Origin of the sequence: Anaerolinea thermophila (assembly GCF_020723905.1) — a bacterium.
Lineage (GTDB): Bacteria > Chloroflexota > Anaerolineae > Anaerolineales > Anaerolineaceae > Anaerolinea > Anaerolinea thermophila_A.
The window spans coordinates 1-15,774 of the sequence record NZ_DYHZ01000002.1 but is presented as its reverse complement, the minus strand read 5'-3'; the positions used below and the strand labels follow the sequence as shown (position 1 = coordinate 15,774).

The window sequence follows — 15,774 nt, the reverse complement described above, 5'->3', positions numbered from 1 at the left end:
ATGACCTCCTCAGGAGAGCAGTGGGCGCGGATCGGTGATAACGCCGGTAAGGGCGGATGCGGCGGCGGTCAGTGGGCTGGCGAGGAAGGTGCGCCCTCCCTTGCCCTGACGCCCTTCAAAGTTGCGGTTGCTGGTGCTGATGGCATACTGTCCCGGCTCCAGTTGATCGCCGTTCATGGCAATGCACATGGAACAGCCCGGTTCCCGCCACTCGGCGCCCGCCTCCCGGAACACCCGATCCAGCCCTTCGGCTTCGGCGGCGCGCTTGACCTGTTGAGAGCCGGGCACCACCAGCACGCGCACTCCGGGCGCTACCCGCCTGCCTTTGAGCAGGCGTGCGGCGCTGCGCAGGTCGGCAAGGCGCCCGTTGGTGCATGAGCCGATGAAGACCACATCCACCCGCTGACCCTGCACCGGCGCGCCCGGACGCAAATCCATGTACGTCAGGGCTTTCTCCAGCGCGGCGCGCTGGCTGGGATCTTTCATCTCCTCTGGCGCAGGAATGCGCCCGCTGATGGGCACGCCCATGCCGGGATTGGTGCCGTAGGTGACCATCGGCTCCAGCCGGGAAGCGTCCAGCGTGACCGTACGGTCGAACACGGCACCATCATCGCCGGGCAACGTGCGCCAGTACGCCACCGCGCGCTCCCAATCCTCGCCCTGCGGAGCAAAGGGACGCCCTGCCAGATACTCAAAGGTGGTGTCGTCGGGTGCAACCATGCCCGCGCGGGCACCACCCTCAATGGACATGTTGCACAGAGTCATGCGCTCTTCCATGCTCATGGCGCGCACGGCTTCGCCCATATACTCAAAGACGTAACCCGTGCCGCCCGCCGTCCCGATTTGAGCAATCAGCGCCAGAATGACATCCTTGGCAGTCACACCCGGATTCAGGCGTCCCTCGATGCGCACGGCGCAGGTTTTCGGTCGGCGCTGGAGCAGGCACTGCGTGGCGAGCACATGCTCCACCTCGCTGGTACCGATGCCGAACGCCAGCGCGCCAAATGCGCCGTGGGTGGCGGTGTGGCTGTCGCCGCATACGATGGTCATGCCCGGTTGAGTCAGTCCCAGATCGGGTCCGATGACGTGCACGATGCCCTGATTCGGGCTGTCCAGTCCCATCAGGCGGATGCCGAACTCCCGGCAGTTCTCTTCCAACTGCTGAATCTGACGGCGGCTCAATTCATCGGCAAAGGCAAGCCGCCCAGAGCCGTTGCCGCCCTGCGAGAGGGTGGGCACGCCGTGATCCATGGTGGCGACGGTGCGCTCCGGTCGGCGCACCCGCAAACCGCGCGCCCGCAGTCCGCTGAAGGCTTGCGGCGAGGTCACCTCATGCACCAGATGCAGGTCAATGTACAGCACCGCCGGGGAGTCGGGCGGCTCCACAACCACGTGGCGTTCCCAGATTTTTTCAAACAACGTCTTTGGGGCGCTCATACGCACCTGCGGTGAAGCGGAGATGTTGCTCGAAAGCCGTGCCGTTCATATCTGCCGCCCGCGCCTGCGGGTGGTTTGCCAGATTGGCGTCGGTCAGGTCCCAGCCGTTGGGGATGGTATTGGGCTGGGAAAACGGGTCGGGGTGACCTTCCTTCATGGGATCAAATGAAACGCGATGGGGATTCATACAACTCCTCCTTTGGGAAAAAATTTCCTTCTTACGAAACCAGCGAATGTTGGGCAGATTTCTCCGCCGGACCGAAGGCGCCGAGCGCCACCAGCAGTTTGTTCAGCGCCGCCAGATACGCCTTGGCGCTGGCGACGACGATATCGGTATCCGCGCCGTAGCCGCCAAAGGTGCGCGGCAGGTCGTCCTCGCGCTGAGCGCTGACCGAAGACAGCCCGTCCTCGCCCTGAATGCGCACGGTGACCTCGCCCAGCGCGTCAATGCCCTCGGTGACGGCATGGACGACGAACTCCAGCAGGGTGATGGGCACGCCGACAATGGCGTCAATGGCTTTGTAGGTGGCATCCACCGGACCGGTTCCCACCGCCGCATGGACGTACAATTGTCCATCCGGTCCGCGCAGACGCACCGTGGCGGTCGGCATGCCCATCGTGCCACAGGCAACCTGTAAACCATCCAGCGCGTACAGTTCGCGCGGCTGGTACAGTTCATCCGAAACCAGCGCCTCCAGATCGGCATCGGTGATGACCTTCTTGCGATCTGCCAGATTTTTGAAGCGCTCAAAGACCTGATCCATCTCCTCTTCGCCCAGAGCGTATCCCAGCGAAGCCAGACGGGTTTTCAGCGCGTGGCGTCCGGAGTGCTTGCCCAGCACCAGTTTGCTCTGGGTGGCGCCCACCGTCTCCGGGCGCATGATTTCGTAGGTCAGGGTGTGCTTGAGCATACCGTCCTGATGGATGCCAGCCTCGTGGGCAAAGGCGTTGGCGCCCACAATGGCTTTGTTGGGCTGAACGGGCATGCCGGTGTAGTTGCTGACCAGTTTGCTCAGGCGGGTGATCTGGGTGGTGTCAATGCCAGTGCGCAAGCCGTACAGGTTGGGACGGGTGTGGAGCGCCATCACCACTTCTTCGAGGGCGGTGTTGCCAGCCCGCTCGCCAATGCCGTTGATGGTCACCTCCGCCTGACGCGCGCCCGCCCGCAAGCCCGCCAGCGTGTTGGCGGTGGCTAAACCCAGATCGTTGTGGCAGTGCACCGAGACGATGCAGTGCTCGATGCCGGGGGTGTGGCGCAAAATGCCCGCAATCAGGGCGCCGAACTCGTCGGGGGTGGTGTAGCCCACCGTGTCGGGGATGTTGAGGGTGGTGGCTCCCGCGCGGATGGCAACCGCCAGCACCTCGTAGAGGAAAGCGGGGTCACTGCGTCCAGCATCTTCGGGGCTGAACTCCACATCCTCGCACAGACTGCGGGCATACGACACCATCTCCTCCACCCGCTCCAGCACCTGCTGGCGGGTCATGCGCAGTTTGTACTGCATGTGAATTTCCGAAGTGGCAAGGAAGGTGTGAATGCGCGGATGCCGCGCGGGGCGCACCGCTTCCCAGGCTTTGTCAATGTCGCTGTGGGTGGCGCGCGCCAAGCCACAGATGATGGGGGCTCGTCCGCCATCGGCGGGGTTGCCCACCTCCACGGCAATGCGCCGCACGGCTTCCAGATCGTCGGGCGAGGCGGCGGGGAAGCCGGCTTCGATGACATCCACGCCGAGGCGCGCCAGTCCACGGGCAACTTCCAGTTTCTCAGCGCTGGTCAGGGTTGCCCCCGGCGATTGCTCGCCATCTCGCAGGGTGGTATCGAAAATTCGTACGTAATCGTCGCTCATCTCATTCTCCTTCCCCTCCCTCGGGCTCTCCCCGGGAGCGGGGAGAGCCATTCTCAGGGGAGGGTACAGAAAGGAAGCAGGCTACTTCTGCCAGTTTTCCGGGCGCAGAGAGCGCACCAGCGCTCCCGCCCGCCACATTTCCGACTCGCGCATCTCGCGCAGTTCGGCTTCCAGTTTTTCTTTGTAATCGGGCTGGCTGTTGGCTTCCAGCACGCGGCGCGTCTCGGCGCCAGACGCCACCGACTGGTACAGACGCTCGAACACCGGCAGGGTGGCGTTGCGGAACTCGTGGCGCCAGTCCAGGGCGCCGCGCTGGGCGGTGGTGGAGCAGTTGGCGTACATCCAGTCCATTCCGTTCTGCGCCACCAGCCGAATTAAACTCTGGGTGAGTTCTTCCACCGTCTCGTTGAAGGCTTCGGAGGGGGTGTGTCCATGCGCGCGCAGGGTCTGGTACTGGGCTTCCATGATGCCTGCCAGCGCGCCCATCAGCACGCCGCGTTCGCCGGTCAGGTCGGAGTACACCTCGTGCTGGAAGGTGGTCTCGAAAAGATAGCCCGAACCGATGGCAATGCCCACCGCCAGGGTGCGTTCGCGGGCGCGCCCGGTGTAGTCCTGCTCGACGGCAAAACTGGAGTTGATGCCGCTCCCGGCGAGGAAGTTGGCGCGCACGCTGGTGCCGGAACCTTTGGGCGCCACCAGGATGACATCCACATAAGGCGGCGGCACCACGCCGGTCTGATCGCGATACACCACCGCAAAGCCGTGCGAGAAGTACAGGGCATCTCCCTCTTTCAGGCAGGGGCGGATGCGCTCCCAGGTCAGTTTCTGGGCTGCGTCCGAGACGAGGTACTGCACAATGGTGCCGCGTTCGGCGGCTTCTTCCATGGAGAAGAGTGTCTCGCCCGGCACCCAGCCGTCCTGCAGGGCTTTGTTCCACGAACGCCCGCCGGGGTTGACGCCGACGATGACCCTGACGCCGTTATCGCGCATGTTAAGCGCCTGCGCCGGTCCCTGCACGCCATAGCCCAGCACTGCCACTACCTCATCCTTTAACACTTCCTGCGCCCGGCTGAGGGGAAACTCCTCTCGGGTAACGACTTCTTCCAGCACTCCTGCAAAATCCATCTTTGCCATTCCAGTGTCTCCTTTGACGTTTTTGATTTTCTCAATCCGCCGACGCGGCGGCGTGATGTCCATTGCCGTTCCCGTTGGGTGGCGGGTAAAGCGGCGCCCCGCCGCGCGACATGGCGAGCAATCCGGTGCGCACCATTTCCAGAATACCCAGCGGGCGCAGCACTTCCACAAAACTCTCGATTTTTTCCTCATCGCCGGTAACTTCGATGATGAGCGACTGGGTGGTCACATCCACAATGCGGGCGCGGTAAACATCCACCACCTGCATCACCTGCGTGCGGGTTTCGGGAGGCGCAGCCACCTTGATCATCGCCAGATCGCGGGTCACGGCAGGCACATGGGTCAGGTCTTCCACATGCACCACGTTGACCAGTTTGTACAGGTAAGCGGTGAGGCGTTCGATGGCGACATCATCGCCATCCACCACAATCGTCATGCGCGACAATCCGGGCTGTTCGGTATGCCCGACGGTAAGCGACTCGATATTGAATGCCCGACGGCGGAACAACGACGCCACGCGGTTAAGCACGCCGGGTTTATCTTCCACTAAAGCAACCAGTGTGTGACGCATACGGCTTCCTCCTCCTACATCTCATCCTGTGCGGTTTCCACCAGCGGGTTGCGCACCGGTCGGCGAATCATGTTATGCAAATCGGCGCCAGCCGGCACCATGGGATACACGCTGTCTTCCTGCTCCACGCGGAAATCAATCACCACCGTGCCGTCGGTTTCACGGGCGCGCTGAATGGCATCGAAAACCTCCTCGCGCCGCCACACCCGCAGACCGGTCAAGCCGTGCGCCTCTGCCAGTTTGACAAAGTCGGGACTGCGCATGGGGGTAGCGGCGTAACGGCGGTCGTAGAAGAACTCCTGCCACTGACGCACCATGCCGAGGAAGCCGTTGTTGATGATGGCAACGTTCACTTTGACGCCCTCCTGCGCGGCAGTGGACAGTTCGGCTGCGGTCATCTGGAAACCACCATCGCCCACCACTGCCCACACCTCGGCATCGGGGCGGGCAATCTTGGCGCCAATGGCGGCGGGCAGTCCAAAGCCCATCGTCCCCAGCCCGCCGGAGGTGATCCACTGGAACGGCTGATCGTGGCGGTAGTACTGCGCCGTCCACATCTGATGCTGCCCCACATCGGTCACCACCAGAGCATTGCCGCCGGTGTATCGCCACAGGTCGTGGATCACATGCGCGGCGTAGAGATGTCCATCGGGGGGCAGGTACTGAATATCGCGCACCGCCGACTCACCCTTAAGGGTGTTGATGTGCTCCACCCACTCGGAGTGATCCATCTGCGGCAGGTGGTCGAGGAACTCCTGCAAACTTTCGCGCAAATCGCCAACAATGCCCAGATCCACGCGCACGTTCTTGTTGATTTCGGCAGGGTCAATGTCCAGATGAATCTTGCGGGCGTTGGGGGCATAGGTTTTGAGATTGCCGGTAACGCGGTCGTCAAAGCGCATGCCAAACGCCAGCAGTAAATCCGATTCCTGAATCGCCTGGTTAACCCACGCCTCACCGTGCATCCCCATCATTCCCAGGCTGAGCGGATGCGAGGCGGGAAACGCGCCAATGCCCAGCAGGGTCACCGCCACGGGGATGTGAGCGCGTTCGGCAAACTCGCGCAGTTCGCGCATGGCGCCGGAGAGCAGAACACCGCGTCCGGCAAGGATAAGCGGTTTGCGCGCCGCAGAGAGCATCTCCAGGGCCTGCTCCACCTGCCTGCTCAGGGGATGACGGTTGGGACGGTAGCCGCGCAACTGGATGGGGCGGTCGCTGTATTCCCAGTCGGTGCTGTTCTGCTGAGCGTCTTTGGCAATATCCACCAGCACGGGACCGGGACGTCCGGTGCGGGCAATGTAAAAGGCTTCCCGGAGAACATCGCCCAGTTCTTCCACCCGGGTCACCAGATAATTGTGCTTGGTGATGGGCAGGGTGATACCGGTGACATCGGTCTCCTGAAAGGCGTCATACCCGATGAATTTGCTCACCACCTGTCCGGTCAGGAACACGGTCGGCGAGGAGTCCATCATGGCAGTGGCAATGCCCGTCACCAGATTGGTGGCGCCGGGACCTGAAGTTGCCATGGCCACCCCCACCCTGCCGCTGGCGCGGGCGTAGCCGTCTGCCATATGCGCGGCGCCCTGCTCGTGGCGTACCAGCACATGGCGAACGGGATAATCCAGCATGGCATCGTAGATCGGCAGGTTGGCGCCCCCCGGATAGCCAAACACCACCTCTACCCCTTCGCGCATCAGCGTTTCCCAAACAATCTGTGCACCTGTGCGTTTCATCGTCTCCTCCTTTGGCAAACTCTAAAACTCCAGCACCGCACCGCAATCGGCGCTGGTGACAAAATGCTGGTAGCGGCGCAACCAGCGGCTGGTGGTGCGCGGCTGGAAAGGCGGGAGCGCCGCCAGCCGCCGCTCAATTTCTTCCTGCGGCAGGCGCACATCCAGGCGCCGCGCGTCCAGATCCATTTCCACCACGTCCCCCGGCTGGAGAGCGGCAATGGGACCGCCCGCGGCGGCTTCGGGCGAGACATGCCCGATACACGCCCCACGCGTTCCGCCAGAGAAGCGTCCATCGGTAATCAGCGCCACCTTATCGCCCAGCCCCATGCCCATGATGGCACTGGTCGGGCTGAGCATCTCCTGCATGCCGGGACCACCTTTGGGACCTTCATAGCGAATCACCACCACCTCGCCGGGTTGAACCTCACCCGCCAGAATACCGCGCAGGGCATCCTCCTGCGATTCGTAAATGCGCGCCGGACCGCTGAATCGGCGCATGGCAGGCACCACCCCACCCGTTTTGACCACCGCGCCGCGCGGCGCAAGGTTGCCAAACAACACCGCCAGCCCGCCGTCCTGCGAGTGAGCATTCTCCCACGGATGAATGACTTCCTCATCGCGGATTGCCGCGCCGCGCAGGGCTTCCCCCATCGAGACCCCCGCCACCGTCGGGCGGTCGAGGTGGAGCATGCCCGTAGCACGCTGAATTTCGTTGAGGATGGCGGGAATACCGCCCGCACGGTGCACATCCTCCATGTGCCATTGACCCGCCGGACTGACCTTGCAGAGATGGCGCACCTGCGCCGAGATGCGATTGATGCGTTCCAGCGGGTAAGCAATGCCCGCCTCGTGAGCAATTGCCAGCGCGTGCAGGATGGTGTTGGTTGAACCGCCCATTGCCATATCCAGCGCAAAGGCATCGTCCAGCGCCTCCAGCGTGATGATGTCGCGCGGGCGCAGGTCTTTCTCAACCAGTTGCAGGATGAGCGCGGCGGCACGATCTGCCAGCGCTTCGCGTTCGGGGGTACTGGCAAGCGCCGTCCCGTTGTACGGCAGGGCAATGCCCAGCGCTTCCATCAGGCAGTTCATGCTGTTGGCGGTAAACATGCCCGAGCAGGAACCGCAGGAAGGGCAGGCGTAATCTTCCAGCACCTTCAGACGGCGACGGTCCATTCTCCCCGCCTGCACCGCGCCCACCCCCTCAAAGACCGAGATGAGGTCAATCACCTCACCGTCGGGGGTTCTTCCGGCGGGCATCGGTCCACCGGAGATAAAAATTGCCGGCAGGTTCATTCGCACCGCTGCCATGAGCATGCCGGGCACAATTTTGTCGCAGTTGGGGATACACACCATACCGTCAAAAGGATGAGCGGAGAGCATCGTCTCGATGGAGTCGGCGATCAGTTCACGCGAGGGCAGGGAAAATTTCATCCCCTCGTGTCCCATGGCAATGCCGTCATCCACGGCAATGGTGTTGAACTCAAAGGGCACGCCGCCAGCCGCGCGGATAGCGTCTTTAACGCGTTTTCCAAAAGCCTGCAGATGCACGTGTCCGGGAACAATATCCACGTAAGAGTTGACCACCGCGATAAAAGGCTTGTGCAGGTCGGCATCGGTGACGCCCGTGGCTTTCAGCAAAGCACGGTGAGGGGCAAATTCAAGGGCAGTTTTGATTCGGTCTGATCGCATGACATCTCCACAGGACAAAGGTTGAAAAAAAGAACCGCCCGATTGGGCGGTTCTTCTGGTCTGCATTTGCGTTGGATTGAATTAGTGCTCTTCGTTCCTTCCTGCGCTCATCCTGACCGCCCAAATGGGTAACGGGTTCTCGAGGATAATTACGAGAACCGCAATAAGGAACAGAATGAACAGCGAGAAGAACGAATGCATAAGCCGGTAGATAGATTACCTTTTCGGGTGAATTTCGCCCTATTTTAAGGGCTGGAGCGCATAAGTCAAGGGGTAAAACGGGTAATTAATGGGTGAAAAATGGGGCAAAAAATGACCCTCTTCCGATTGCCTTTCCTGAGAATCTGGCGCCGAGCATCTTCATCCCCCCGTCAGCAAAAAGCGCAATCCCCAGAACACCACCATGCCCACCAGAATGGTCAGCAGGGTACTGCGGGTGCGGTACGCCACCAGCACCGCTGCCGCGCCTGCCAGCAAGCGGGGATTATCCAGCGCCAGGTTCAGATGTCCATCGGAGAATACCAGTTCAGGGAGAATCATCGCGCTCAAGACCGCCACCGGCACAAAAGTCAATGCCCGCTGAACCCATGCAGGCAGGCGCAGGCGCCCCCACAGAGCGATAAAGGCAAAGCGCGTCAGGTAGGTCAGCGTGCCCAGAACAAAGAAAATGATCCATGTCGAATTCATGCCCTCTCCTCCACAGTCAATCCCACCCCAAGAGCAATGAGGCTGGCAAGCACCAGTCCCAGTTTGTAAGGTAACCCCGCCAGCATCACCGCCAGCGTCCCCGCAACCACGGCAGTGAGGGCATCGGCGTGGTGACGCAGGGACGGCACCACCAGAGCAATAAAGGTCAGCGGTAGAGCAAAATCCAGACCCCACGCAGGGGGAATGACCGCTCCGAGGAAAATGCCCAGCGCCGTGCTTGCCTGCCAGACCAGCCACAGCGCCAGCCCGGCGCCGAGGAAGAACCAGTGCTCGTGCATGGTATCCTCTCCGTTCTGGCGGTAGTTCACGATCGTGACCGCAAAGGCTTCATCGGTGAGCAGGTATGCCAGCAAGGCTTTCCAGCGTAGCGGCAGATGACTCACCCAGGGGGCAACCGAGGCGCTGTAAAGCAGGTGCCGCAGGTTGATGATCAAGCCAGTGAAGAGAATGACCGGCGCAGGGGTCATCCCTGCCAGCAACTGCACGGTCATGAACTGCGCCGAACCAGCAAACACCACCGCCGACATGGCTTGCGCCTGCACGGGGGAAAGTCCTGCCTGAAGCGCCAGCACGCCGTAAATCATACCAAAGGGTGCAACCCCGATGAGCAAAGGAAATTCACGGCGCACACCTTCCCGAAAGCGTTGGAATGCGATTGCGGTCATAACCTCTCCCTCAAGAAAATGGGGATGAATACGAATGAGTGCAGATTATACCCGTTCCCTGCAGAAAAAAAAACATTCTCCCGCAGGGATACGTCCTGCGGGAGACCTTCAGTGCTATTCGATTGTCCTGTGGGGAGTCGTTACCCGCCGCCTTCGTCTTCCTTGCCATCCGGGCAACAGCGGTATTCCTGGGACTTTTCCAGCAGCTCAATGCGCTTTGCCAGGAGTTTGTTTTCCAGTTCGAGGCGCTCCAGTTCCAGTTTCTCACGCAGAGCCACTTCAGGCTCGCAAATACCACAGTCGTCCATACAGGATTTGACAATCACGCCCGCAGTGGGGATAGCGGTTTCCCGTTCGTAATCCACCTCCGCCTTGATGCGTTTGGACACCTGCCCGCCTACCCGCTCGATCAACCCCTGCCGCACCAGTTGTGCATCCACTTCTGCCAGGGCTTTGGTGCGCACCTCGTCGGAGAGGGGTTGTTGAAAGCCCAGCGCCGCGGCGGGAACAGTGGAGACCTGCGTGGCAACTCCAGCAGCAAAGCGTGTGCTGAGCAACTGGGGGTTGGCAATACCCACCTGTGAGGAACGCGCCCGCGCCTCGCTGGCAAGGGCAATTTCCTGAATTTCCAGCCGCTTCAGGTTGGTGGCAGGCACTTCCTGCGGCACGGTTGCCACAGCGCCGGTGGGTTTGTAAGGCGCCGAAGGCACCGGCATCAGCGCAACGGGGTCCAGCACGCGCCGTTCAATGCTCACCAGTTCGAAGCGAATCTTCTCGGTCTTGTTAATGCGGTAGAACAGGAAGGTCACGGCATGGCACCTGTTGGGATTGCTGAACTCACGGCTCGCTGATTCAAAGTGGTCTTCCGATTCACCCTGCACGTGGGTGCGCGAGGATACCTCACCAATGGAGAGAGTGTGCGCCCGCCGGGTGGCTTCCACCGAGAGGTTATCGGACATCTCGGCATGGGCACGAAATTCGCGCAGGTAGTCATGCGCCGAGGAGCCGCTGTGCGAACCTTTGGCATTGGTATCGGCGCTGACCGAGAAGAACCCCAGGGAACCGCTGGCATCACCGTGGAAATCCCACTTGCCTTCTTCTTGGAAGTTTTCTGAACCGCGGTCTTCCACGTTTTGATCGGACATGAATGCCCGCAGAGAGCGCAAGCGGTACTGCTCTTCGGAAATTTGCTCACTGCGGTAACTCAGTTTACTTTCACTGTCAAAACTGAAGCGGCTCCGCCGGTCGGTTGTGGCGAGCCGCACCTTCTCGCCGGGTAATAATGTGGTAGAGTACACAATATCCCCCAGTGCCAGCGGACCCGAACAGCGGCTAAAGCGCACGTGAAAGATCACCTCCACGCGCACCATCTGTCCCTGTTCGGTGCGAACACTGGTGGGGAAAACCAGATGACGGCGAAAGTCCAGTACGTCGCACGTAGGCGATGTTTTCAAATCGGGGCAGCAGGGAATCTCCGCATAGGGAGTGACGCCGGATTCTGTCTGCATGGAATTATCCTCCAATCTTTTACAAAATATATAACAGAAATCCAAATAGTATTATATAAACAAAAACGCGCCTGTCAATAAGAGATATTTCCCACCCGCCCGTTCTCCGGCAAACGGACGGAAAAAATGGAAGTATAATCACCTCAAATTCATTTTCAGCCACAAAAGAGGAACCCATTATGCCCGCACAGATTCTGGATGGCGCCGCAATGGCGGAAAAAATCCGCCAGCAGATTGCTCAAGAAGTCGCCCAACGTCTCGCCGAGGGCAAACCCGCGCCGGGGCTGGCTACCGTGCTGGTGGGCGATAACCCCGCCTCGCAGGTGTACGTCAAATCCAAGCACAAAGCCTGTCAGCAGGTGGGCATTCGTTCCATGGGATACGAACTTCCCGCCACCGCCTCTCAACAGGAAGTGATGGATCTGGTCAAACGCCTCAACGACGATCCCGCTGTTAACGGCATTCTGGTGCAGTTACCCCTGCCTTCCGGTCTGGATGAAGAAAAGGTGCTGGGAGCCATCAGCATTGAAAAGGATGTGGACGGCTTCCACCCTATCAACATTGGACGGCTGGCGCAAAAAGGGCGCGAACCGCTCTTCGTCCCCTGCACGCCCGCCGGGTGTATGGTGCTGATTGAGTCCGTCCTGCCCGATCTCAACGGGGCAAATGCCGTGGTGCTGGGACGCTCCAACATCGTGGGCATGCCGGTGGCACTTCTGCTGGTGCGCGCCAATGCCACGGTGACCATCTGCCACTCGCGCACCCGCAACCTTAAAGAAGTATGCCGCAGCGCCGATGTGCTGGTTGCCGCCGTGGGACGCGCCGAGATGGTGCGCGGCGACTGGGTCAAGCCCGGCGCGGTGGTCATTGACGTGGGCATCAACCGCGTGGAAGACGCCACTCAACCGCGCGGATACCGGCTGGTGGGCGATGTAGCCTTCGACGAGGTTAAAGAGGTGGCTGGCTGGCTGACGCCGGTGCCCGGCGGAGTGGGTCCGATGACCATTGCCATGCTGTTGCAGAACACCCTGCGCGCCGCCCGCCTGAGCGACGTCTGAGTCATTTTAAGAAACCAGAAGGGGTGTCACGGCTCGCCAATATCCGGGACGCCGGGACACCCCTCCAGAGGGACGCACGGTCACGCCATGCGCTATTCCTGCTCTGTTCCGGTGACGACGATTTCGCTCTCCAGCGCCAGCGGCGGCAGGGCGGAGATCTGCCAGCGCACCGTCAGCGCCGGTTCCCGCACCCCGTAAGTGGGCGAAAACCATCCCAACACAGGCGGGACTTCCCCCTCGCCCCACAGTGCCTCTCCCGCACGGATGATCTGCAACGCCGGGCGGGTTTCAATTAACGGGCGGTTGCGACCGCCGGGCAGAGGTTCGGCACGCGCCTGCACCCGCAGACGCACCTGCATCCCCTCTCCCTCCAGCAAAACCCCATCTTCCCCCTCCACCTGCCAGTGCCAGTCGGGCAGAAGAAAGTGCAGGGCGAACGTATGCCGTACGGGGCGTCTTCCATACGGCAAAAGACGATCGGTGATGAGCCACCTGCCCGAATCCACCCGCTCCAGGGTGCGCTGATGCAGAATACCCAGGCGCAGGTAGCCTTCGCGCACCGCTGTTACCCGGGTTTCGTCCTTTGCCGTCACCCACGAGTGATCCCAGTCCAGCCAGAGGAAACGCCCGGCGCGGGTCATGGGCTCGCGCCCATCTACGATCACGCTGTTGTGCGCCAGCGCGCCTGCCAGCCCATTATCCCACGGAGCAGGGGCATTGTAGCGGAAGGTACCGGCATCGCGCAGTAAATTAACGCCGCCATGCCACACTTCCACGTGCAGGGCATCGGCATGCGCCGGACGCGAGGAAAAGCGCGCCGCCCGTAAAACCGCCCAGTCCCCCTTCTCTCCCAGCCGATGAATGGCGGGAGAAGCGGGCAAACGGCTTTCTGCCCCAGGGACAGGCAGGGGGAGATTGAGCCACAACGCCAGTTCATCCCATGCCCCCGGCGGAAGCACCGCTCCACCGCCAAACGCCAGACCTGCCGCCTGCACCGTCGGGCGTCCATCGCCAGTTCCGCCGTGTGCCAGCGGCAAAATCCACGCCCCGTCGTGATGTCCCAGATGAATCATGCGCCCGGAAACCTCATCCAGACAGGATGCCAGCCACGCCGCGGCGGCGCGCAGGCGCTGTGCGGTAAGTGCCTGCCAGCGGCGCCCTTCCGCGCGGGCAAACGCGTCTGCCATCAACGCCAGATGAAGCATCAGACGGTGATAGTTAACCGAGTGCTGGCAGTAGGTGCCGTCGGGGGCAATTTGCCTCTGCAAGGCGCGGTTGAGTTCCCGCCAGCCCTGTTCGCGCCAGCGGAGCGCCTGCGGAACGCCCTCCAGCGCGAGACCGGCGGCGTACAACCCCAGCGCCTCGCTGAGATGATGATTGTTGAACTGCGCCCGGGCATACGGCAGGGTGGGCGGGATGCGCGCGGCATGTTCCATGACCATGGCAGTCAGGCGGGAAAGACGTTCCGGGGTGCTGTGCGGCGAAGACACAAACACTGCATGCGCAAACAGCAATGCCAGCAGGCGCAGGGCAACTTCCTGACCCGAGAGCCAGTTCACCCCCAGATAGGGCGGATTGGCACGGTCAAAGTCCTCCAGCAAACGCCAGAAGGCTTCGGCAAAACGCTCGTCCCCGCTCCAGCGGTAGGCTCTGCCCAGCACAAATGCCCAGCCCAGGCGGGCAGGCTCCCACAGGTCTTTGATATCCACCCCCGGGGAGAGATGACGCCCGCCCTCATACGCCGTCCAGTGGCGCAGGGGGAGCGGCGGAGTCAACTGCAAAGAGACCCGCTCCCCGCCGTACAGACGCACCCGACCGGCAAGGATGTCCTCCGCCTCCTCCATCAATGCGCGGCAGGCTTCATCCCCGCCCACCGCACGGAGACGCTCCGCATCAGGCAACTGCCAGAGGGGACGCAATCGGGCGGCAGGGGGCGTGTGGGGTGGTTTCAGGCGGGAATAGTGTCCCGTCCACACACCGAAGCGGTACAGCCCGTACCAGCCCAGCGAACGCCATCCCAGCGCCCGCAATGTTTTCCAGCCCAGCAGTCCTTTGCGAATCACGGATGCCCTTTTCAACAGGTCAGCAGTTCGGAATACACGCCCAGCAGGCGCTCAACGATGTTCTCCCAGGCATACTGGCGGGCATACGCCGCCGCCTGCAATCCCATCCGCTGGCGCAGTTCGCCATCTACAAGCAGAAGGCGCAGGCGGTCACTCAGCGCCTGAGGGTCTCCATCGGGCACCACATAGCCGGTCAGCCCATCCTGCACCAGAAATGCCAGTCCACCCACCTGAGAAGCCACCACCGGCGTACCGCATGCCATGGCTTCCAGCGCCACCATGCCAAAGGACTCGTAGTGGGAGGGCATGACCAGCACATCGGCGGCAGAGTAGTAGTAGGGAAGGGTATCCTGGGCGCGCTTGCCGAGGAAAAGCACCAGATCTTCCAGATGCAACTCGCGGCGCAGGGTTTGCAGGCGCGCCATCTCATCGGAGAGGTTCTCACCCGATGACGAAGGATCGCCTCCCACCACCGCCAGATAATGGGGAACATGGCACTGCACGCCGCACTCCCGCAGAATGGCAATGGCGCGCATCAGCGTATCCAGCCCTTTAAGCGGCTCAATGCGCCCCACAAATAACAACATGCGGTCTTCAGGAGGAATGCCGATGGCTTCGCAGGCTTCCTCGCGGGGGATGGGGTAAAAGCGGGTAATGTCCACGCCGGGCGGCACGATGCGGATTTTGCTCTCGTCTGCCTGATACAGGAATTGCAGTTGGGCTTTTTCTGCCAGCGTGGCGGCAAGGACGCGATCGGAAATCCGCAAAGCCCGCCGCTCGCCTTCGATGCGATACTCGCCCTCCATCTCTTCGGGAGAGCGAGCGATGCGGTTTTTCATCAATCCCAGGGTGTGGAACATGGTCACCACCGGAACAGCCCACTCCGCCTTGAGGGTCTCGGCGGCAATGCTCGACATCCAGTAATTGGCGTGAATCAGGTCGTAATGGATGCCCTTCTCGCGAGCAAAGCGCAGAATGCCTTCAGCAAACTGCGGGATGTAGTCCACCAGTTGTCGCTTGGGGAGCCAGGTCTCCGCCCCTGCAGGGAGGTGCACGACGCGGTTGCCAAAGCCCAGATCGTGCAGGACATGCGGGACATGTTCGTCCTGAGAGCGGGTGAAGACATCCACATGCACGCCGCGCATGCCCAGAAAGCGCGTCACCTCGCGGACGTACACGTTCATTCCGCCGGTGTCTTTGCCGCCCAGGGTTGCCAGCGGACAGGTGTGGTAAGAGAGCATGGCAATGTTCATAGGATGTATTTTAATGGGAGTTAAGAAAAAAGGCGCAGGGTGTCTGGCGGGTTGAGTTAAAAAGAAAAAGTCTTTTGGCGATGACCTACTCTCCCAGGGGGTCGCCCCCCA

The 15,774-nt window shown here is 61.5% G+C and carries 13 protein-coding genes; 1 reads left to right on the top strand and 12 read right to left on the bottom strand.

Annotation, left to right across the window (positions count from 1 at the left end):
* Window positions 1-9: 9 nt before the first annotated feature.
* From leuC to LHF31_RS02715, 10 genes are all read right to left on the bottom strand, one after another.
* On the bottom strand, window positions 10-1,437 hold the full coding sequence (leuC, locus tag LHF31_RS02760; protein ID WP_303773462.1) for a 3-isopropylmalate dehydratase large subunit: 1,428 nt from the start codon (window positions 1,435-1,437) through the stop codon (window positions 10-12).
* Window positions 1,412-1,624 carry a hypothetical protein gene (locus LHF31_RS02755; RefSeq protein WP_303773460.1) on the bottom strand — a complete coding sequence of 71 codons (213 nt, stop codon included), beginning with the start codon at window positions 1,622-1,624 and terminating at the stop codon, window positions 1,412-1,414. Before LHF31_RS02755 ends, leuC begins: the two co-directional genes overlap by 26 nt.
* A 31-nt stretch (window positions 1,625-1,655) precedes the next feature.
* On the bottom strand, window positions 1,656-3,281 hold the full coding sequence (locus LHF31_RS02750; RefSeq protein WP_303773458.1) for a 2-isopropylmalate synthase: 1,626 nt from the start codon (window positions 3,279-3,281) through the stop codon (window positions 1,656-1,658).
* A gap of 81 nt (window positions 3,282-3,362) precedes the next feature.
* Window positions 3,363-4,415, bottom strand: a complete 1,053-nt coding sequence (gene ilvC, locus LHF31_RS02745; protein WP_303773455.1) for a ketol-acid reductoisomerase — start codon at window positions 4,413-4,415, stop codon at window positions 3,363-3,365.
* Between the two features lie 31 nt (window positions 4,416-4,446).
* A complete protein-coding gene (gene ilvN / locus LHF31_RS02740; RefSeq protein ID WP_303773453.1) occupies window positions 4,447-4,986 on the bottom strand; it encodes an acetolactate synthase small subunit in 540 nt (179 codons plus the stop codon).
* Window positions 4,987-5,000: 14 nt separating this feature from the next.
* On the bottom strand, window positions 5,001-6,719 hold the full coding sequence (gene ilvB, locus LHF31_RS02735) for a biosynthetic-type acetolactate synthase large subunit (protein WP_303773451.1): 1,719 nt from the start codon (window positions 6,717-6,719) through the stop codon (window positions 5,001-5,003).
* Window positions 6,720-6,740: 21 nt separating this feature from the next.
* On the bottom strand, window positions 6,741-8,408 hold the full coding sequence (gene ilvD / locus LHF31_RS02730; RefSeq protein ID WP_303773449.1) for a dihydroxy-acid dehydratase: 1,668 nt from the start codon (window positions 8,406-8,408) through the stop codon (window positions 6,741-6,743).
* 360 nt (window positions 8,409-8,768) lie between these two features.
* A complete protein-coding gene (locus tag LHF31_RS02725) occupies window positions 8,769-9,095 on the bottom strand; it encodes an AzlD domain-containing protein (protein WP_303773447.1) in 327 nt (108 codons plus the stop codon).
* Window positions 9,092-9,781: an AzlC family ABC transporter permease gene (locus LHF31_RS02720; protein WP_303773445.1), complete on the bottom strand. Its 690-nt coding sequence runs from the start codon at window positions 9,779-9,781 to the stop codon at window positions 9,092-9,094. The genes LHF31_RS02725 and LHF31_RS02720 overlap by 4 nt, the downstream gene beginning before the upstream one ends.
* A gap of 140 nt (window positions 9,782-9,921) precedes the next feature.
* Window positions 9,922-11,289, bottom strand: coding sequence for a hypothetical protein (locus LHF31_RS02715; RefSeq protein ID WP_303773444.1), 1,368 nt, complete (start codon window positions 11,287-11,289; stop codon window positions 9,922-9,924).
* A 176-nt stretch (window positions 11,290-11,465) separates the two neighbouring features.
* Between LHF31_RS02715 and folD the strand changes: the two genes are divergently transcribed.
* Window positions 11,466-12,347 (top strand): bifunctional methylenetetrahydrofolate dehydrogenase/methenyltetrahydrofolate cyclohydrolase FolD, encoded by an 882-nt coding sequence (gene folD, locus LHF31_RS02710; protein WP_369685045.1) that lies wholly within the window; start codon window positions 11,466-11,468, stop codon window positions 12,345-12,347.
* Window positions 12,348-12,439: 92 nt separating this feature from the next.
* On the opposite strand, the gene LHF31_RS02705 is transcribed toward folD, so the two are convergent.
* Both LHF31_RS02705 and LHF31_RS02700 read right to left on the bottom strand, forming a co-directional pair.
* The gene (locus tag LHF31_RS02705; RefSeq protein WP_303773439.1) at window positions 12,440-14,410 is read right to left on the bottom strand and encodes an alginate lyase family protein; all 1,971 of its coding nucleotides are present in this window, start codon (window positions 14,408-14,410) and stop codon (window positions 12,440-12,442) included.
* An 11-nt stretch (window positions 14,411-14,421) separates the two neighbouring features.
* Window positions 14,422-15,663 carry a glycosyltransferase gene (locus LHF31_RS02700; protein ID WP_303773437.1) on the bottom strand — a complete coding sequence of 414 codons (1,242 nt, stop codon included), beginning with the start codon at window positions 15,661-15,663 and terminating at the stop codon, window positions 14,422-14,424.
* Between the last annotated feature and the right edge of the window lie 111 nt (window positions 15,664-15,774).